22 protein-coding genes are annotated in these 17864 nt (G+C 57.1%); 5 read left to right on the plus strand and 17 right to left on the minus strand.

Annotation, left to right across the window (positions count from 1 at the left end):
- Positions 1–51: 51 nt before the first annotated feature.
- The 6 genes from PHI12_01720 to acpS form a co-directional block, all read right to left on the minus strand.
- A complete protein-coding gene (locus PHI12_01720; GenBank protein MDD5509519.1) occupies positions 52–501 on the minus strand; it encodes a hypothetical protein in 450 nt (149 codons plus the stop codon).
- Between the two features lie 105 nt (positions 502–606).
- Positions 607–1191 carry a Holliday junction branch migration protein RuvA gene (ruvA, locus tag PHI12_01725; protein ID MDD5509520.1) on the minus strand — a complete coding sequence of 195 codons (585 nt, stop codon included), beginning with the start codon at positions 1189–1191 and terminating at the stop codon, positions 607–609.
- Positions 1192–1204: 13 nt separating this feature from the next.
- A complete protein-coding gene (gene ruvC, locus PHI12_01730) occupies positions 1205–1699 on the minus strand; it encodes a crossover junction endodeoxyribonuclease RuvC (GenBank protein MDD5509521.1) in 495 nt (164 codons plus the stop codon).
- A gap of 41 nt (positions 1700–1740) precedes the next feature.
- A complete protein-coding gene (locus PHI12_01735; GenBank protein ID MDD5509522.1) occupies positions 1741–2490 on the minus strand; it encodes a YebC/PmpR family DNA-binding transcriptional regulator in 750 nt (249 codons plus the stop codon).
- A 161-nt stretch (positions 2491–2651) separates the two neighbouring features.
- Complete coding sequence (locus tag PHI12_01740) at positions 2652–3575, minus strand: hypothetical protein (GenBank protein ID MDD5509523.1); 924 nt, start codon at positions 3573–3575, stop codon at positions 2652–2654.
- A 54-nt stretch (positions 3576–3629) separates the two neighbouring features.
- On the minus strand, positions 3630–3992 hold the full coding sequence (gene acpS / locus PHI12_01745; GenBank protein ID MDD5509524.1) for a holo-ACP synthase: 363 nt from the start codon (positions 3990–3992) through the stop codon (positions 3630–3632).
- A gap of 290 nt (positions 3993–4282) precedes the next feature.
- Here acpS and PHI12_01750 point away from each other — a divergent pair, with 290 nt between their 5' ends.
- On the plus strand, positions 4283–5221 hold the full coding sequence (locus PHI12_01750) for an NEW3 domain-containing protein (protein MDD5509525.1): 939 nt from the start codon (positions 4283–4285) through the stop codon (positions 5219–5221).
- A 95-nt stretch (positions 5222–5316) separates the two neighbouring features.
- On the opposite strand, the gene PHI12_01755 is transcribed toward PHI12_01750, so the two are convergent.
- Entirely contained in the window at positions 5317–6183 is an 867-nt protein-coding gene (locus PHI12_01755; protein MDD5509526.1) for a DegV family protein, read from the minus strand.
- 30 nt (positions 6184–6213) lie between these two features.
- Positions 6214–6693 carry a flavodoxin family protein gene (locus tag PHI12_01760; GenBank protein ID MDD5509527.1) on the minus strand — a complete coding sequence of 160 codons (480 nt, stop codon included), beginning with the start codon at positions 6691–6693 and terminating at the stop codon, positions 6214–6216.
- Between the two features lie 162 nt (positions 6694–6855).
- Here PHI12_01760 and PHI12_01765 point away from each other — a divergent pair, with 162 nt between their 5' ends.
- Positions 6856–7692: an MBL fold metallo-hydrolase gene (locus PHI12_01765; protein ID MDD5509528.1), complete on the plus strand. Its 837-nt coding sequence runs from the start codon at positions 6856–6858 to the stop codon at positions 7690–7692.
- 4 nt (positions 7693–7696) lie between these two features.
- Complete coding sequence (locus PHI12_01770) at positions 7697–8623, plus strand: dihydroorotate dehydrogenase (GenBank protein MDD5509529.1); 927 nt, start codon at positions 7697–7699, stop codon at positions 8621–8623.
- 52 nt (positions 8624–8675) lie between these two features.
- Here PHI12_01770 and PHI12_01775 read toward each other — a convergent pair whose 3' ends face one another.
- From PHI12_01775 to PHI12_01815, 9 genes are all read right to left on the minus strand, one after another.
- Positions 8676–10757, minus strand: a complete 2082-nt coding sequence (locus tag PHI12_01775; GenBank protein ID MDD5509530.1) for a hypothetical protein — start codon at positions 10755–10757, stop codon at positions 8676–8678.
- Positions 10754–10978, minus strand: a complete 225-nt coding sequence (locus PHI12_01780) for a hypothetical protein (protein ID MDD5509531.1) — start codon at positions 10976–10978, stop codon at positions 10754–10756. Before PHI12_01780 ends, PHI12_01775 begins: the two co-directional genes overlap by 4 nt.
- Positions 10979–10992: 14 nt before the next feature.
- A complete protein-coding gene (locus PHI12_01785) occupies positions 10993–11619 on the minus strand; it encodes a hypothetical protein (GenBank protein MDD5509532.1) in 627 nt (208 codons plus the stop codon).
- Positions 11620–11632: 13 nt separating this feature from the next.
- Entirely contained in the window at positions 11633–12238 is a 606-nt protein-coding gene (locus PHI12_01790) for a hypothetical protein (protein ID MDD5509533.1), read from the minus strand.
- A 2-nt stretch (positions 12239–12240) separates the two neighbouring features.
- Positions 12241–12552: a hypothetical protein gene (locus PHI12_01795; GenBank protein MDD5509534.1), complete on the minus strand. Its 312-nt coding sequence runs from the start codon at positions 12550–12552 to the stop codon at positions 12241–12243.
- A 228-nt stretch (positions 12553–12780) separates the two neighbouring features.
- Positions 12781–13701 carry a phage major capsid protein gene (locus tag PHI12_01800; protein MDD5509535.1) on the minus strand — a complete coding sequence of 307 codons (921 nt, stop codon included), beginning with the start codon at positions 13699–13701 and terminating at the stop codon, positions 12781–12783.
- Positions 13698–14108: a hypothetical protein gene (locus PHI12_01805; GenBank protein MDD5509536.1), complete on the minus strand. Its 411-nt coding sequence runs from the start codon at positions 14106–14108 to the stop codon at positions 13698–13700. The genes PHI12_01800 and PHI12_01805 overlap by 4 nt, the downstream gene beginning before the upstream one ends.
- A 20-nt stretch (positions 14109–14128) precedes the next feature.
- Positions 14129–15520, minus strand: a complete 1392-nt coding sequence (locus PHI12_01810) for a phage portal protein (GenBank protein ID MDD5509537.1) — start codon at positions 15518–15520, stop codon at positions 14129–14131.
- Positions 15513–15836, minus strand: a complete 324-nt coding sequence (locus PHI12_01815; protein ID MDD5509538.1) for a helix-turn-helix domain containing protein — start codon at positions 15834–15836, stop codon at positions 15513–15515. Before PHI12_01815 ends, PHI12_01810 begins: the two co-directional genes overlap by 8 nt.
- A gap of 157 nt (positions 15837–15993) precedes the next feature.
- On the opposite strand from PHI12_01815, the gene PHI12_01820 reads away from it, so the two are divergent.
- Positions 15994–16197, plus strand: coding sequence for a helix-turn-helix domain-containing protein (locus PHI12_01820; protein ID MDD5509539.1), 204 nt, complete (start codon positions 15994–15996; stop codon positions 16195–16197).
- Positions 16198–16233: 36 nt separating this feature from the next.
- A complete protein-coding gene (locus PHI12_01825) occupies positions 16234–17775 on the plus strand; it encodes an IPT/TIG domain-containing protein (GenBank protein MDD5509540.1) in 1542 nt (513 codons plus the stop codon).
- Positions 17776–17864: the final 89 nt, after the last annotated feature.

Here is a 17864-nt window from a genome sequence, read left to right on the forward strand (position 1 = left end):
ACACCACGGAACGGGCGGTATAAATCAGAAAATACTTATGCGGATGTCCGGCTACTGCACGGTAAATGTAGCTGTTTCGGCTGCCTTACCATCGATATAGAGTTTGACCGCATACTGTCCACGCGGCCAGCCTTCTGAAGGCATAGGCATAGAGAAGTAGAGGTAATCAGTCCCGGAAACCTCAACCGATACGGTATCGATCAGAAAATCCGTCATGCCCTCAACCTCACCTTCCACGTAAATCCATTCCGCAGTAATCTCAGTCTCCGACGGGGCATTGGAGAACTTGGCCGACAAGAATATCTCCGGCGTATCAATGCTGAAGGTATCCGTAGCCTGGACCGGTTTAAAGGTAGATGAATCGATACTCCGGGCCATGGTTACCTCGGAAAGCTTGGCAGTGGTAAAACTTACCTCACTGCTGCACGACATGAGGGGCAGACTCAAAATACCTGCCGATATAACCGCCAGGGTTACTACCATAAAACGACTCTTTCTCATTGATACTCCTCACTGATTAATTATTATCCGGATTTATACGCAATTATAGCACTTCCGCAAGCGTAAAATCAAGGATATATCTCCTGAAACAATCACCCCAACCAACTACTTACCGGCGAAATATCCCAGCGCCTGCTTGATCTTCTCCTCAAGGCTTAGCCCGGAAGACATCGGCAGGCTGGCTACGGCACGGCTGGCTTCGGAGGCGGAATAGCCCAAAGATACTAATACGGAGAGGACATCGGTATTATCATCGGCCGACTGCACCATAGGAGCAGTCACCAGGCCAGCAGCCACTTTATCCTTAAGTTCCAGGATAAGGCGGTCAGCCACCTTCCTGCCAATACCGGGAATTGACGTCAGCAATTCGGTACTGCCGGTAGCCACAGCCATCGTCAACTGTTCCAAGCGCATCGCGGAAAGCATCGCCAGCGCCAGCCGGGGACCCAACCCCTTGACGCCGAGCAGGGTTTGAAAGAACCTCAACTCATCAGCCGAAGCGAATCCATAGAGGGTGACATTATCCTCCCTGAGATGGAGATGGGTATTCAGACTGACCTCGTCACCGATATTACCCAGTACGCTTAAGGTTGAAGACGGCAGGTATACCCGAAAACCTATCCCGCCGACATTCAGCACCACACTATCGCCACTGATCGACTCTAATATGCCGTGAAGACTGGCTATCATCACCCCTCCCTCATTACTGGTCTCCCAACAGGTTCGTCAGATGCACCTCACCGAGGTGACAGAGGGCTACCGCCAGGGCATCGGCAGCATCGGATGGCCAGGGTATCTCCGGTAGACCGAGTTGAAGACGAACCATTTCCTGAATCTGCTCCTTGGAACTGGCCCCGTAATTAGCCACCCTCTGTTTGACCTGAGCCGGAGTATATTCGCAGGCTGCGATGCCACGGTTGGCCGCAACCAGAATAGCCACTGCCTGAGCCCTGCCGATAGCAAACGCTGATTTTACGTTCTTGGCGACGAAGGGCTGCTCAACAGCAACAGCCTCAGGATGGTAGCGCGAAATAATCTGCTCCAGGCCGTGATAGAGAAGGCTCAGGCGCTCCCCGATCGAAGAATGAGCCGGACAGTTCAGAACACCATAGTCAACCAGAGCTACTTCCTCGTTTCTGCTCTCAACAATTCCGTAACCCATCGCCACCGTACCCGGATCAATACCTAAAACTATCACCACAAACCCGAAATCAACAGGCAGGATACCGACTACCGATGTTAGGGCTGGTAACTCTCCAAAACAGCATCGGGAAAATCGGCGTTACTGTAGACCTGCTGCACCTCATCTAACTCCTCGAGCTTATCCAGCATCTTCAGCGTCTGAAGAGCCGACTTCTCATCCAGCTCAACGGTAGTGCTGGGTACCAGACTCTGTTCCGCTGAAGCAACCGTTATATTCTTCGCCTCCAGTGCCGCCCTGATCGCTTCTAGCTGCTCGGGGCTGGTATAGATCTCAACGCTGCCATTCTCTGTCTTAACGTCATCGGCACCGGCATCAATAGCCTCAAGAGCCAGCGCATCAGCATCCACATTATCCGCATTCACAATGATAAGCCCCTTCAGAGAAAATATCCAGGCAACACAACCATTCTCACCGAGATTGCCCCCGCCACGCGTGAAAATATTGCGCACAGCCTGCAGGGTTCGGTTACGGTTATCCGTCAGCGCCTGCACCATAATAGCGGTGCCCCCCGGACCGTAGCCTTCCAGGACCATCTCCACCAGGGCCGCTCCCTCTAAAGTGCCGCTGCCCCGCTTAATCGCCCGCTCAATATTATCCAGGGGCATACTGCTATCGCGAGCCCTCTGTACCGCCAGACGCAGCCGGAAATTCGTCTCCTGATTACTACCCCCCTCCCGCACGGCAACGATAATCTCACGTGCCAATTTGGTGAAAAGCTTACCCCGTCTGGCATCAGTTACCCCCTTCTGATGCTTGATGGAAGACCACTTAGAATGGCCGGACATCTTAGCAACCTCCTAGCAGCTCTGCAAAACCGATATAATTCTATCACTGACCCCGTACAGAATCAACGAATGCTACCTAAATAACGGGGCCGGTGCCAAAACAGTAATCATCCGCAACGCCGAACTTAAACCATTCCCCTGTATCCACCCCGTGTCTCACTCTAGTCATAATATCCGGAAGACTGGCGCCTCCGGTAAACAACAAAGACAATAAGCAGGGCCGCTCCCACCGCCATCATAACAACGCCATACACTTTAAGCGGGGCTAAAGAGTCATTGAAAAGGCGCGGCAACCAGTTATGAACCTGAACCGGCAGGCTAAGCTGTGCCGCCAATAAGCCGGCAACACGATTAAAGAGAAAAGTGCTCACATAGGCAAAGATTCCACAGATCAAGAACGGTATCCCCAGCCAAAGGGTAGCCCCCTTCACCCGCCGAGTGAGCAGGATAATCCCCGCTACCAGGGCAGCGGTAGCACCGATCAGGACGCCAAAGGCTATCTGCAGATAACCGGCATATCGCCTCGCCTGTTCAAGAAGCGGCAGTATATCCGGACCTATCTTACTTATCGTACCTTCATTAATCTCAAGAGCCGCCGGCATCTGCCGGGATATATCATCATAGAATTCATTAAAAAGGCTCTCCAGATCGGCGGGTGACAGTATATCAAGACCCAGCGGCGGTGATCCGGCAAAGTACTGCCACAGGCTATCCCTCAAAATAGTCTTCGCCGTCTCCAACTCAATCACTACCACCAGGTTCTCACTCCTCCCCAGAAGATAATCATAGCCGGCATAGACCGCCAGACCAGCCTGCTCTCTTAGCCATGGTTCAAGGTCCGTCGTAACATCGTCAAGAAGCCCTTCGATAGACTGAGGGGAAACTATGGATGTGATCTCGGGAGGGACCTGCTCCAGAAGCAGGTCCCGGGACAGTGATGTCACATCCAGTCGATCCAGATGCGAGACAACGAAAGCGGGATTGAGAACGGTACGATTTGCCGTGAAAACCAGGCCGAAACCGGACAAAGACAGGAAGAGCAAGAAGCTCAAGAATCCTATCAGTACCCTTTTGGCCGTACTCATTATTCCCTATCTCCTCACAACCGGCGGGATATACTGTTTTTCAACTCAGAACCGCTATTCCACCTGAGCAACGGCAAAGGCAACCGCATACTCCCGGCAGTGAGAGAGGCTAAGGGCAAAACCGCTCAGATTCAGACTATCGGCCCGTTTCTGTATTTGCCCGTGAAGCCGGACTACCGGTTTACCCAGCGGGTCGGATAGTACTTCAATCTCCCTGAAGGCACCGCCATTAAGTCCGCCCAGCGCTTTTATTATCGCTTCCTTGGCAGCAAAACGAGCCGCCAGAGATGGGGAACGCTTGCGGTAACACTCAAGCTCGGCATCGGTATAGATACGGTGGAGAAACAACTCACCCCAGCGGGCTATGGCACCTTCGATACGAGCTATTTCAACGATGTCAACGCCAATATACTGCATCAGCTTTCCCTAATTAGAAGACTCAGCCCCGGCAATTATTCCGATTATAGCCCCTTTTACACCACCGCTCAACCTCCGTCTTTCCCCGTTAATACGTTCATAGGAATAGACAGCGAGACTTGATTTATTCCACGCTACGGGATATACTACTTACTACTGAGTTTTCGGGCCGGAGTTTATCAAGAACCGTCAGGCATCCTGACATCGGCCTGTTTTCCCTGCCGCTCTTATTAGCCGGGGAATTCCTGAACTCAGAAAGGAAACTCGGTCAACGAAGGAGAAGAAAATCAATGAAGTGGTTCAGAGGATTTTGCTTTCTTTCCTGTATCGCTCTACTTGGGATGTTTGGCGGCCCGGGCGGGGTGCCGACAGCCCTCGCCGCCCAGGAAAGCGACAATAGCTCTATTACACTGCCCCCCGGTGTAGACGAACCCCTGCCAGCCCAAAGACTTAATCTTATTTCGGAGTACCCGGTAATACGCGGTGAGTCCGGTGACAGCTTTGATTTTATTGTCATTTTCGATTACGAGACCGATGACGAGGCAGAAGAGGAAAAGATTTTCAACATCACCAATATCGACCCCGAGGGATGGCAGACCAAAATAACCAGACAATACGGCGGCAAGGGTGAGGGGGTAAGAGCAATACAGTTAAAACCTAACATGTCTTACCCGGACAGATTAAAGGTTAGCCTCAGCCCCCTGCCGAATACTGAACCGGAACCGGGAGAGCACATCCTCACCATCGGAGCATCCTCGGGGGACATAGAGGACACCATCGAGCTCACGGCATTAGTGACCGAGATACCATCCACCCATGAACTGAACCTGGTTACCACTACCGGAAGACTTGATACCGTAGCCAAGGCCGGCGAGAATAATACCTTCACCGTCAAGCTGACCAACTCCGGGACAGGAACCATCGAAGACATCAGCTTCACCTCGGATAAGGCACAGGGGTGGGGTATCAACTTCAGCCCCACCAGCATAGCGTCTCTGGAACCCGGGGAGTCGGAAGATGTTGAGGTAAACATCATTCCACCCAACAGGACGATTGCCGGCGACTACAGTGTTACGCTAACCGCTTCAGGCAGCGACAGCGCCTACGACAGGGTGCTGCTCAGAGTCAGCGTGCACACACCTACCACCTGGGGAGGGGCCGGTATCGCGATTATCGCCGCGGTCGTCACCGGGCTGGTCTTCCTGTTCCGGCGGTTAGGGCGACGCTGATCCGGCCAAGATAATTCCGTATAGCCGCAAAATAAGGCAAGCATCTGCAGCGCTCTTTCCTCATTGTGTTGCCAGCTACAGGGTACCCGTCTTTCCTAATCCCCGGGATAGAAAGCCAGCGATAATGTACCTGGCCCGGCCACGACACAGGCTGCCGTCGAGTGCGGCGTAATATGGACTTGCCCGCTGACCTCGAAGCAGGAGAGCAGCTTCTTCTTCAGTTCTTCTGCCTCACCGGGATTATTGGTGTAGCTGATAGCGGCATTTAACTTCTTATTGCCGATCTTCTCGTTCACCATCTCCAGCATTCTCTCCAGCGCCCTTGCCTTGGTCCTGTTTTTGGTTATGAACCGGGGTGCCCCTCCGGAGGTGCTGTCTATCTCCACAACAGGATATATTGTCAATGGAGCCTTAGTTATAGGGGCTTCCGCACCCGCTCTTCCTGCCCTCTCAAAGAAGAACATAGTCTCGGGTACCGTCAAGTAGGTGACTAGCCCGATCACCTGATGGGCGATATCAATAATCTCAGACAGGCTTTTCTCCTCACGAGCTGCTCTGGCTGCGGCCAGGACAATCAGCAACTGACCGCAAATGGCAGTTTGACAATCGACAACCTCAATATTAACGCCGTGCAACTCTTCTTTAGCTATCTCTCTGGCCCGAAGCGCCGCATTATAGCTTGCCGAAATCGCTGAAGAGATGGCAATGAACAAGACGTTCTTTGACCTCTGACTTGCCCCCTTATAGGCCTGTAATATGTCGCCGGTAGTGCTTGCCGATGTGGTGGGCAGATTATGGTAAGACTCAAGACGAGTAAAAAGGAGGTCTCTATCATAGGTATTATCCAGGTAGTCCTCACCATCCATGATAAGATGGTAAGGCACCACAAGGACATCATATTCTCCTGCTAATTCCGGAGTAATTGATGACAGCGTGTCGGTAACAATCATAGTACTCTTCATCGTTACCACCTTTCCAATTCCTGAATATTCTCATTTCGCGGCTGCGATAATTGACTTCAACCAGTCAGCAGCCCGCTCCAGCTCCCCCTGCTTTAGGGGACCATCCCTATCCTCTACTATGAAACCGCCCGGTTCCACCACCAGACGACCACCCTTAGCTTTTAAACCGTCCGCGATGCGCCCGGCGGCATAGCCGAAAACCTTGGTCAGCATACGTATACCAACGCCCTTATCTTGCCCGGACATCCTGGTATCGAATGAGGTCACCGCGACATTCTCCAGTGCACCTGCGGGTATCCGGTTCAGGAATTCTTTGACGGCCTGCACCGGCCTGCCACCATGGGTCGGCGAACCGACGATGAGAATATTAGCGGATTCCAACGACAGCAGACCGGCCTCACCTGCCCGCAACACCTCGATTTGGTCGGGCGGCGTAACAGCGCCGGCGATAGCTCTGGCGATTTTCTCCGTATTACCGTAGACCGAATCATACACTACCAAAATCTTCATCAGAGGCACCTCCGCTCAATATCCGATTACCCAGTCTACACCAGAATCAACCGGGGCTCAACCACCGTCAGTGCCGATTAAATACTACTGCACACCGGAAAGCAGTTGCCACACCGGCATACATGACATATAATCTAGGGACTACGTCCAACGAGGTGCGGCATGGAAATCCGGATTATGACCCTCAGTGAGAATACCGCCGGTGCGGGTAATTTCCTCGGTGAATGGGGTTTAAGTATCCTGATAGAGTCCGCAGGATTAAAACTGCTCCTCGACTGCGGTCAAAGCATCTCAGCCGTCCACAATGCCGATGTCCTCGGCGTTGACCTCGGCAAAATCGATAAGGTCATTCTGAGCCACGGTCATTACGACCATACCGGTGGCCTGCGCCCGGTCTTAGCCAGGATGAAAAAAAGGATAGAAATAATCGCCCACCCCGATGTATGGGCGGCAAAATACGCCCGCCGCCCGGGCCGTGCCGACCGCTACATCGGTATCCCCTACCAGCGGGATGAGCTGGAAAGCCTGGGAGCCTGCTTTAAGGAAGAGAAGGGACCAACCAGAATAACCGACGCCATAATGACCAGCGGCGAAATCCCCATGGTAACCGATTTTGAGGACATCCCTCCCGACCTGCAGGTAAAGGGGACGGACGGTTTTCAGGCGGACCAGCTTCTCGACGACCAGGCCCTGATTCTGCAGACCGGGGCAGGCCTGGTTGTCATCCTGGGCTGCGCCCACCGCGGCATCATCAATACCATCTACCATGCTCAACAGCTCACCGGAGTGAAGAAACTACACGCGGTACTGGGCGGCTGCCACCTGAGCAACGCCCCCCGGGAACGGGTGCGGCTGACCGTAAACGCCCTGCAGGAAATGGGTGTTGAGAGGCTGGGCGTATGTCACTGCACCGGCCTGCCCGCCGCCGCTACTATGGCACAGGAGTTCGGCAAGCGGTTCTTCTTCAATACGGCCGGTACCGTTATTAAGCTGCCTTAAGGAGGTGCCTACGAATCTTTCCGTTGAATTAGCACCCCGGCACCCGACCGGCCTGTTGCTGGCCAACCCGGTCATGACGGCCTCGGGTACCTTCGGCTACGGCACAGAATACAGCTCCCTGTTCGATATACAGAGTCTGGGCGCCATTGTCAGCAAGGGAACTACTTTAGAACCCAGGGATGGTAATCCACAACCCAGAATAGCCGAGACCGCCTGCGGGGTACTCAACGCCATCGGGCTGCAGAATATCGGCGCCGAGGCCCTGATCAGAGATAAAGCACCGGTCTGGGCAGGCTGGCAGGTGCCGGTCATCGTCAACATCGCCGGAGAGACCGTCGACGAATATGCCCGTCTGGCCGGCCTGATGAGTGGGATAGCCGGCATCAGCGCCCTGGAAGTAAACATCAGCTGCCCCAACGTTAAGGCGGGTGGCGCCGAGTTCGGCGGCACTCCCGAATCAGCCGCCAGGATAACCGCCGCAGTCAAAGCAGCCACCTCTCTGCCGGTGCTGGTCAAGCTGACCCCGAATACCGGAGATATTATCGGAGTAGCAACGGCGGTGGCCCGGGCCGGGGCCGACGCCATATCCCTGATCAATACCATCAAGGGGATGGCAATCGACATTCCCCGGCGCAAGCCCCTGCTGGGCAATATCAGCGGCGGCCTGTCCGGGCCGGCGGTGAAACCGGTGGCGCTATACATGGTCTACGAGGTAGCCGGCGCCGTAGAGATACCGGTGGTCGGTTGCGGCGGCATCACTACTGCTAACGACGCCCTCGAGTTCCTGATAGCAGGAGCCAGCGCCGTCCAGGTAGGCACAGCCAGCCTGAGCGACCCGCAAGCCCCCTTCAGCGTTCTGGAAGGAATAGAGGGATTTATGGCCAGGGAAGGACTGTCAGACATCACCGACCTGATCGGTGCCGCCCGGTAGAAGCCCTGCTGAACTCAACCTAACTGAAACACACCGCATAAGTTCCGGGCGGCTACGGCAGCCTGGCCTCTAATGCCTCTACCCTTGCCGTCAACTCTCTTAACGCCGAGATAATCCACCCGATGGTAGCATTCATGCTGATGCCCGGCTGGGGCTGAATCACCGGGGCGGTCCTCTCCTCCACCCTGAGGATAGAGTCGTTAATCTCCTTAAGCTTTATGTCAAGCTTATGCCTGTCCCCGGCAAAGGAAGGGTCGGCCAGCTTGGCCTGACACCTGTGCCCGGCACTACGAAGGTCCTGGAGGCGCGTCAGCCGGGTACTGTGTATGGCGGCCGCCCGGTCCCGGTCATACTGCGTGACCGGCACAATCACCTCGGAGGGCAGGCTATCCCGCTCAAAGGTCTCGATGATTCTATCCGGGTGCCCCTTGCGCTTCTTTACCGCGGTATGGGTGGTAAGTGCTTTCAGCTTGGCCAGGGCGTCGGCAACAAAATAGGTGGACGGCGTCCGGTCGACCAGATCGGAGTACTCGATATCATCCCAGTAGTATGAGGCGTTGCCCAGGTCGCAGGAGGCTGCCGCCGGAATAACGTCAAGGCCGTCCGGATCAAGCTCGAGGTCCCCGACCGCCTCGATAGCACAGCCGCTGTTCATTCGCATACTCTGATTGACCCTGACCGTGCTGCCGGCGGCGGGATCGAGGTTGACATCGTCGGAAGAGTCCAGGGTAACATCGCCGCCGTCCACGGAGCGCAGAGCAACGCCGCCGACAACACCCTCGAGGTAGCCCCGCAAGGTCACCCCGTCCGACTTATAGACCTCAAGCCTGTCGCCGTAGACACGGAAGGTGACTCCCTCAATCAAGCCCGCGGTAACGGTGCCGATGTCGGCCGAGATGGCGGAAAGCTCAGCGACGTCGATATCCCCGGCCTGGATACGCTCGGCATAAAGGTTCTTGACCCCAAGGCGATAGAAATCGAGGCCGATATCGCTCAAGACCTCGAGGCGCGAGAGCAGCGCCCGTACGCTGAGCCAGCCGCCGAAGGAGAAGTCCATCGTATACTTACCCGGCGAGTACCACCTGGTCAGCGAGCCGATATTGCCGGCCCGGCAGTCGCTCCCCCGCTCGTCGATAACCCGGACGTAGTCGAACAGCTCGGCGCCGCAATTCAGTGGTACTTCCGCCTCTCCCTTTTGCGCCTCGAGGCGGAACCGGGCGAGGAGTGCCGCGGCAACAGCCTCCGCCTGGTCGTTGCTGTCAAGACAGGCATATTTCTGATAGCGCATCTCCCGGAAGGCGTTGATGCTCTCGCTGTCGCCGGCACAGCCGGAGTACTGCGGGCTGTCGCCGGGATGGGACCTGGCGACGACATAGTTGGGAATAACCAGGCTGCTGCGATGCGCCGCGGAGAAGAAGGCATGCCCGCCGCTCAGAGAGTACTCGTAGTCATAGGTCTCACCGCCGGTGACCGGCTCGAGGATATGGACTTTACCGTCCCCGCCATAGCGCATCACACAGCGGGTGTAGTCGAGCAGGCGCTTCAAGGCCGATAGGCGGGAGCCGTTCATGTAGACCCGGAAGCCGTCCCGGGGACAGTAGCTGCCGATAAGGCTGTCCTCGCTATCGAAGACGACGTCGTACCTGCGGCAGGAACTGAAGCAGGCGAGCATGGTCACCCCGCTATCGCCCAGAATTTCGCGGATGATATCCCTGACCGTCTTTACGTCGCTATCGGCGGGCAGGTACGCTGCCGAGGCCCGGTCCTCGGCAAGCATATCGGGGACGCCGGACATGGCGAGCCGGCAGACCAGCTCGCCACGGGCAGAGCATAGCTCCTGGCCGACCACCCATAACGGAGCGCAGTCAGAGTACTCATCTCCGGCGGGTGTAACGGCGCCGTAGGCGATAACGGCCTGCCAGCCTTTATAATCGTTGCCGGTAAAGACGCCGCTGCTGTTGTCCAGAACGGCCTCCGCTTTATGGGTATAGGGATCCTCGGTGTGCTTAATAGAGAGGATGAGGGCCGTCCCCAGGACGACCTCGGCAACGCCGCGGGTGAGGGTAATTCTGACCAGAGGGCCAACGCTGGCTGACTGCTGTGCTGCCAGAAGGGTCGCCGACAGTGTTCTCACCGTGATTCACCCGCCGGCATAGAGTTTTTCTCCCGCGATCGGATATAGCTATAGAAGCTGATATAGGAGAGCGCCGAGACGGTGAGCTCCCTGGGTATGGTCTCCATGGCATTCCCGCCGTCCAGGGTGACCGTCACCACCAGAACGCCCCAGATGACAATCAGGAAGACGGCGATGAAGGGACGGACGATACTGCGAATAAGTTCTTCTTTTCCTTCCATATTATCCTCTCTTTCTACGGGCCGTAGTCAGTGGTATTCGATAGCGGCGGGCAGCCGCCTGTGTAGAGCGAGCGGGTACGCACCCGGTTCCTTCTGCCCAGGCGCCTTAGTTCACGGGAGAAGAAGCTCAGCCGCTCCCTACCCCAGACACGGTACTCCCGGGGCGTGGCCTGCCCGCCGACATTAACCCGGTTCACGGCGTAGACACCCCAGGCAGTGGCAGCATAGCCGGCCGCCCCGGCGGAGACCAGGTTTTCGTACCGGGCCGGGATGGTCGAGGTTGCCGCATCCAGGGTATGAAGCTGGCCGTAATAGACACAGCAGTCGGAGCCGTTCGGGACGACACCGCCCAGCAGCGTGATGGTATCCATCCAGACGACGAAGCAGGGGAAACTCCGGGGGAACGCATCGACCGGATACTCGACAACCTCGACCGCTACCCGGTCGCTCAAGCCGGAGATATCAACCTCACGGGAACCGGCGCTGGTGGCAATAACGGCCTTCTGCTCCCTGGGGATGGCCTCGGAAAGTTCGGCGACGGCGCGGCCGATGTGACGGGTCAGTTCGTCATCGCTCCACAGGACACCCGACTCGTCCCGAAGCTCCCGCCTGACCACGGTTATCATTTCAGACAGGTTCATTAAGCTACCTCACTTAATCCAGACTGGCCAGCCGGGCAAACACCGCCGGCGAAGCGTCCGCTGCATCTATGCCGCCGGCCGGAAACGGATCGGGCAGGACGCCGTATCCGAAACCGGTTTTGTATACCATATGGTATCGATACGACAAATCACTCTCCCTCACCCCCAGAGGACTGGGGGCGTTATAGGTGTGTATCATCTCGGGAGTGCCGTCGCAGACGAAGGCCATCCAGTAAAGCCCTCTGGCCAGCGCCAGGTCAACATCGACCGCCTTGACACCGGTGCTGTCTACGGAAACCTCGCCGGCGTCGAGCAGCAACGCCCCCGGGTAGCAGTTGTTTCCGTTGCGGTATACCCCCAGTCTGGCCCGTTCTCCGGCCGCTCCGGCCACCTTGACGTTACAGGCCAGGCGATCGATGGTCAGCGGCCGGGCCACAAGTAAAGGACAGGTAGCATAGAGCTTGCCGGCAGCTACTATCGTGGCCAGAGTGGAGGTGTACTGCCCCCAGTAGTTGAGGTAGTTTCCCGTCTTCAGCACCTCAAGCGTATTCATAGTATGAGCATCCAGGTCGGCGGCGTGCCCGGCAAGCCGGGTGCTTACATTCGATAGAAACCCCATCGCTAGTCCTCCACTCCGATGATATGCACCGTACCGTTCTGTCCGGCGGTCTTGTTCCTGAAATAGAGGGTGCTGACATCGACCTTAGTGAAGCCCATCCACTCGCCGGCAGCCAGCGTAAAGGCCTGACCGGCGGCATCGCCGAAGAGCTGGTCGTTATCCTCCACCCGAACAATGATGTCACGGAGCTTCTTGGTCTCCGCGGTAAAGCGGCGGGCGTCATCATTTACCGCGGTATCGCAGCCAAGGTAAACTCTGCCGCTGTAGCCCGACTTGGGTCTTCCCGATTCATCAAATGGCTGATGGCTCACCATAGTTTCTCCTTTCTACCTCACCCCCTTTATCCCCCTCTCCTTCAAAGGAGAGGGGGAGGAGGTTTTTTTAAGAAGGGGTTGCACCCCTTCCTGCTATCCTGATACTGCACAGGCAGTAATTTCACTATTAAACAGACTGTTCGAGAATAATCCCCCCATTAAGTCAAGCTTTTCTAACTACCTCCAAGCGGCACGGGCAGTAATTTCTTAAACAGACCGTTCGCTTTTTTAGTTCTGCACCCCGATCAGGGCAGCCGCCTTGACCGAAGAAAACAGCGCCAGGGAACAGTACCACTTGATGCGGGTACGGGAGGCGTCCTTGGTCTCCAGGGCCCCGACCGGCTCCACGGTGAGGTGCCCCGGGGCGGTCAACCCGCAGAGAGCGCCCTCACCCAGGGCAACGGCATAGATGGTAGAGTTCACCCCGCCGGTGGTAGCGGTCTCCAGGCTCGCCGACACGGTATGGGTATCGAGCACCCAGTCGCTGACGCCGATAGGGATGCCGTTATACCAGTCCAGCATCATACCGAACTCGTTGCGGTCGCTCTCCAGGTTGAAGCCGGCGGCGCGGGTAAGCTGCTTGATTTTGCGCCGGGAGCGCCGGCTCATTAAGAGCAGGTCCGGCTTGCCGCCCTTGACGGCATCGATGAGCTCATCGATTTTGGTCAGGGTAAGAGTCGCCCCGGTCGCCCCCATGGCAATGACCTGCGCCGAAGCGCCGGCGGTATCGACCAGTTTCCGGATGCCGTCGAACTGCTTGGGACTGCTGCCGCTGTCGCCGTAGATAAAGGTCTCCTCGAACTTGTGCCGGAGCGCCTTCGCCTTGAGCTCAATGACGGCCGCCTCCAGGTCCTGAATGTTGCTGCGGGTCGCCTTCAGGAAGTTATCGACATCGGCGTCGCCGCCCATAATCTTGAGGGTAGCAGTAAGCTGGTTGAAAGTAGGCGTGCTCTCTGCCCAGGTATCGCCGACATCATAGAAGTCTATGGTGGGCAGGGCATTCTCCTGGTTGTAGGTCAGCCCGTTGCCGACGATTTCGATGAAGGGAAGCCGCTGCAGGACAGGCGAGTCCTTGACAATGGTCTCGACCACACCCTGGAGCAGGATATCGTTGGAAAGCTTGGCTGCTTCAGCTAAAGACAGGCTCATTTACCGTTACCTCCTATGGCGTGTTTGATTTTCTCAATGGGGGAAAGAGAGGACAGGTCGGGATGCGTCCGGGGCGGAGCTCCGGCCGGCACCCTGGCCCCGGCGTACTCCGTCTCCAGGGATTTCCGCACCGATGCGATAATTCCCCGCGCCCTCTCCAGCGAGGCATCGACCTCATCCACCGTCTCACCGCTGATAAGCTCGGGGGTCAAGCCCGGGTTGGCCCGGACCACCATTCCCTTGTAAGCGGTAACCGCCCGGGCCAGGCTGGCACCCAGCGCGGCAGCAGTCTCACCGAGAGTCTGAATCTCGCTATTCTTTGCGGCAAGCTCACCCTTAAGCTGCTCCGTCTCTCCGCTCACCGTCTCGTCCTCCTTCTCTATGGTATTAGTTCCGTTCTCATCCATCTGGTAGCTCCTTCGTCCTATTATTCCTTAAGCGCTTCTTCCGCCGGGAATTCCAGAGCCCTCTCTCTCGCTCCGCCCCGGTAAAAGCGTGCGTTAAGCTCCCGGTTCATCTTCAGTATCGTCTCCCGCTCGGCAAGCCAGCGGCCCAGCTCCGCCTCGGGGTCCCGGATGCCGAGGTTGTCCATGGCACAGCGGCGGGAGTGTATTCCGGTCTGTACCAGTATCTGCTCGCTGGCCACCTGGCGCTGGGTATCCTGGGGCAGCACCGGCCCCCAGACGATGCGTGGCGAGACATCACCGAAGCTCCTGCCGCCGAACCGCTCCAGCAGCCTGAGCGCCATGTCGCCACGCCGCTTGTAAACGGCGCTGCGGATAACCCGCTTGCGCTTCACCTTCTGCAGTAAGGGATGAAGCTCGATCTCCAGGGCAACTCCGGACAGGTCCCGCTCCACACCGCCGAAGGATGCCCGCGGCGACTCAGCGATATCGTGCAGGCTGCGGTAGAGGAGCTCGATATACTCCAGGTGCATCCGGACGCCGCCGCCCTGGAGCAGGTCCAGAAGGTATGCCTTGGCGTCCTCGGGGATATTCCAGACGGCGCCGGGCTTAACCGCAATATCTTCACTCTCCTCGACATTCTCCAGAACGGCGATCGGGTTGCCGGAGAGTTCCAGTATCCGGGAGAGCTGGCTCATCGCCCGGTTCAGCTCCCGCTGGCTCTCCCGGACATTGGGGATATCGGAGACGCCCCAGAACCGCTTCGGCTCCCTCAAGTTGGGGTAGAGAATAAAGGGGATGAAGCCGTAGGGATTGGGCTTCCGTTCCACGATTTCGTTATCCAGCCACAGCTCGAAACCGGGCACGGTCCAGACCTCGCAGATAACCACCGTCTTACCCCTGGGAGTAACGCTATGGAGCAGCGCCGCCTCCTCAGCGGTAAGGGTATACTTCGAGGCGACCCGCCACAGCCTTGAGACGTCGTCGCCGGGCCACCAGGCGTAGATACCCTGGACATCCGGTGAGGTAATACGCACCCGCCTGTCGGCGGCGTCCCAGATAACCTTATAGCAGGCATCACCCAGGACGGCGCAGTCGATCTCGGTATCGAAGTCGAGCTGCTCCAGGTTATTATCCTCATAGACCCGGTAGAGGGCATCTTCGGCGGCACGGGCATTCGCCGCCGCATCATCGCCATCCCCCAGCGGGTCGACGGCGAAGCTGATGCCGCTCATCAGGTAGCTGGTCACCTTATCGATCAGGGTCTTAACGTAGTTGAAGGTGAGCCGCTTCTCACCCCTCACCGCCCGGCCCTCCCAGTGCTTGCCGTGATAGAAATCGAGCAGCTCCGCATAGCCCTTGAGACGGTCCCGATCCATGCGGGTAATACGGGCGGGCAGCGTCGCTTCATTCATTCCGTCCCGCCCTCCTTAGCACTCTCTGTACCGTCCTCCGGCTTACGGCAAAGGTAGCCGCCAGTTCCGCCACTCCGTGATTCCCGGCAGCAAACAGCCGCAGGATTTCCCTGTCCCGCAGCTTCCGGGTAAAACACTGCCTTCCCCCCGGTTCGTCATAGAGGCAACGGTCGAACGGGCAGCTCAGACAGGAAGGAGCCAGATCGCAGCCGTCGTCGTGATAGCGGCAGTACTCCGGGGGCAAGTCCGGCTCAGCGGCAACAGCCTGAGGGGCGCCGCTGTTATCAGTAACGCAGTCTTTCTCTTCCGGCGGCATCACCAATCGTTTCCTCCCTATCAAATATTCAGGGTGACGCCAGAATAGCACATTTGTTCTATTACCGTCAATATCCTGCTGTCGCCGGAAATTTTCTACTTGACAAACACAACCTTACTGATTATTATTGCGTTAATAAAGTAATATCAGGAGGACAATGACACTCCTGGAAAACTATTTTAACGTGATAGAGGCAGGCCGTCGCCTCAGCATTCACCCGGAGACGGTAAAGCGGCTCTGCCGTCAGGGAGACCTGCCGGCGGCCAAGCTGCACAACACCTGGCTGATCAAGCGGGATATCCTGGACAACTTCGCCGCCACCTACAGCCCCAGGCGCGGCGCCAGGAAAAGGCTGCTATAATATTCAAGGAACAGTAACAGAGGGAGGGCTTTGCCGATGAGTAAGATGAAAATAATAGGTAACATAGCTATCACTGCTATCATGCTGTCCGCGGCGGCGGCGCTGATACCGGCTGCACCGGCTCTGGCCCTGCCCGACATCACCCTTTCTCCGTCATCCGGCTCGATCGGCACCGAGGTTACCATCACCGGGACGGACTTTGCCTCCTTCAAGAATAACGAGCTGACCATACTGTTCGATAACAGTGAAATCGACGCCAGCCCCCTGACCGTTCCGGAAAGCGGCAACTTCACCGCCACCTTCACCGTTCCCGATGACGCCGAAGCGGGCACCGCCTACGTCAAGGTACAGATGCCTCTCGGCGGCGAGATAGTAAAATCATTTCTGGTCAAGGGGGCGGAAATCGGTCTGGACAGTGAAGAGGGTGCCGTGGGCACGGTGGTCACTGTGGAGGGACAGGGATTTTACGCCGGTGGCGAGTTGGACATCTACTACTACAGTAAGAGCAGCAAGGTCAACATTGCCACCGGGACGGCGAACGGTGACGGGGAGTTCAGTCTCGCCATCACCATTCCGGAGAGTACCGCCGGCGAGCATAAGATTACCGCCGAGGATACCCTGGGCAAATCGGCGGAAGCCCCCTTCGAGGTACTCCCCTCGATTACCCTGAGCGCATACTTGGGGGCGGCCAACGACAGCATCACCGTCGCCGGCAGCGGCTTCGCCGGCGAGAGCGATATCACCATCCAGTTCGGAGGAGCTCAGGCGGCCGAGGACATCACCGACAAATACGGGAGGTTCCAGACCGCCATCACCATACCGGCCATTGGATCGGGAAGCTACGTGATACAGGTCAAGGACAGCAAGGAAAACTGGAGCAAGGCTGCCTTTACCATAGCCGCCGGAGTCAAGCTGAACCAGTCCAGCGGCGCGGTCGGTACGCCGCTCATCGTCAGTGGCGCCGGATTCAACGCCGCGGTACTGATTACCATCACCTATGATAATACCGAGGTAGCCACCGCGGTCTCCGACAGCGGCGGCACCTTCTCGGCCACCTTTAACGCTCCGCCCAGCAGCGGCGGCAACCACCTGATCACCGCTAGCGACGGCAGCAACACGGCGGAGTGCGTTTTCACCATGGAATCGACGGCACCGCCGGTACCGGTGCTGCTTTTGCCCGAAGAGGGCAGCAAGTCCGAGGCGATGACCGGCTTCGACTGGGAGGAGGTCACCGACCCCAGCGGCGTAATCTACAGCTTACAGGTCGCCACCAGCGAGGGCTTCACGCCATCATCAATCGTGCTGGAGAAGGACGGGCTTGCCGAATCCAGGTACACCCTCAGCGAACAGGAAGAGCTTTCGCCGAGCACTAAAGAAGCGCCCCACTACTGGCGGGTGAAGGCCACCGACGGTGCCGCTAACAGCAGCGAGTGGTCGGAGGCGGGGTCGTTCTACGTCAGCTCTTCCTTCACGATGCCGGCCGGTGCGAAGAACGCCCTGATCGGAATCGGCATCGCGGCGGCCGTCTTTTTCGGCTTCTGGCTGGGCAGGAGGACCGCCTACAAGCGCCGGGCGTGATTTTCAATACTTGATACATATGGAGTATAATGATAATTTAAGTAGGGAAAATGAGGGCGATTTTTGGCGAAATAAGCTAACTTTCTTGA

Source organism: Dehalococcoidales bacterium, from assembly GCA_028716225.1.
Taxonomy (GTDB): domain Bacteria; phylum Chloroflexota; class Dehalococcoidia; order Dehalococcoidales; family UBA5760; genus UBA5760.

What these genes read in the sequence shown, in the direction of transcription:
- PHI12_01790 (MDD5509533.1), bottom strand. Translation starts at nt 12,238, where the DNA reads ATGGGGTTTCTATCGAATGTAAGCACCCGGCTTGCCGGGCACGCCGCC.
- acpS (MDD5509524.1), bottom strand. Translation starts at nt 3,992, where the DNA reads ATGCAGTATATTGGCGTTGACATCGTTGAAATAGCTCGTATCGAAGGT.
- PHI12_01740 (MDD5509523.1), bottom strand. Translation starts at nt 3,575, where the DNA reads ATGAGTACGGCCAAAAGGGTACTGATAGGATTCTTGAGCTTCTTGCTC.
- PHI12_01755 (MDD5509526.1), bottom strand. Translation starts at nt 6,183, where the DNA reads ATGAAGAGTACTATGATTGTTACCGACACGCTGTCATCAATTACTCCG.
- PHI12_01825 (MDD5509540.1), top strand. Translation starts at nt 16,234, where the DNA reads ATGAGTAAGATGAAAATAATAGGTAACATAGCTATCACTGCTATCATG.
- PHI12_01780 (MDD5509531.1), bottom strand. Translation starts at nt 10,978, where the DNA reads ATGGAAGGAAAAGAAGAACTTATTCGCAGTATCGTCCGTCCCTTCATC.
- PHI12_01720 (MDD5509519.1), bottom strand. Translation starts at nt 501, where the DNA reads ATGAGAAAGAGTCGTTTTATGGTAGTAACCCTGGCGGTTATATCGGCA.
- ruvA (MDD5509520.1), bottom strand. Translation starts at nt 1,191, where the DNA reads ATGATAGCCAGTCTTCACGGCATATTAGAGTCGATCAGTGGCGATAGT.
- PHI12_01785 (MDD5509532.1), bottom strand. Translation starts at nt 11,619, where the DNA reads ATGAACCTGTCTGAAATGATAACCGTGGTCAGGCGGGAGCTTCGGGAC.
- PHI12_01795 (MDD5509534.1), bottom strand. Translation starts at nt 12,552, where the DNA reads ATGGTGAGCCATCAGCCATTTGATGAATCGGGAAGACCCAAGTCGGGC.
- PHI12_01815 (MDD5509538.1), bottom strand. Translation starts at nt 15,836, where the DNA reads ATGCCGCCGGAAGAGAAAGACTGCGTTACTGATAACAGCGGCGCCCCT.
- PHI12_01750 (MDD5509525.1), top strand. Translation starts at nt 4,283, where the DNA reads ATGAAGTGGTTCAGAGGATTTTGCTTTCTTTCCTGTATCGCTCTACTT.
- PHI12_01800 (MDD5509535.1), bottom strand. Translation starts at nt 13,701, where the DNA reads ATGAGCCTGTCTTTAGCTGAAGCAGCCAAGCTTTCCAACGATATCCTG.
- PHI12_01805 (MDD5509536.1), bottom strand. Translation starts at nt 14,108, where the DNA reads ATGGATGAGAACGGAACTAATACCATAGAGAAGGAGGACGAGACGGTG.
- PHI12_01810 (MDD5509537.1), bottom strand. Translation starts at nt 15,520, where the DNA reads ATGAATGAAGCGACGCTGCCCGCCCGTATTACCCGCATGGATCGGGAC.
- PHI12_01760 (MDD5509527.1), bottom strand. Translation starts at nt 6,693, where the DNA reads ATGAAGATTTTGGTAGTGTATGATTCGGTCTACGGTAATACGGAGAAA.
- PHI12_01765 (MDD5509528.1), top strand. Translation starts at nt 6,856, where the DNA reads ATGGAAATCCGGATTATGACCCTCAGTGAGAATACCGCCGGTGCGGGT.
- PHI12_01735 (MDD5509522.1), bottom strand. Translation starts at nt 2,490, where the DNA reads ATGTCCGGCCATTCTAAGTGGTCTTCCATCAAGCATCAGAAGGGGGTA.
- PHI12_01820 (MDD5509539.1), top strand. Translation starts at nt 15,994, where the DNA reads ATGACACTCCTGGAAAACTATTTTAACGTGATAGAGGCAGGCCGTCGC.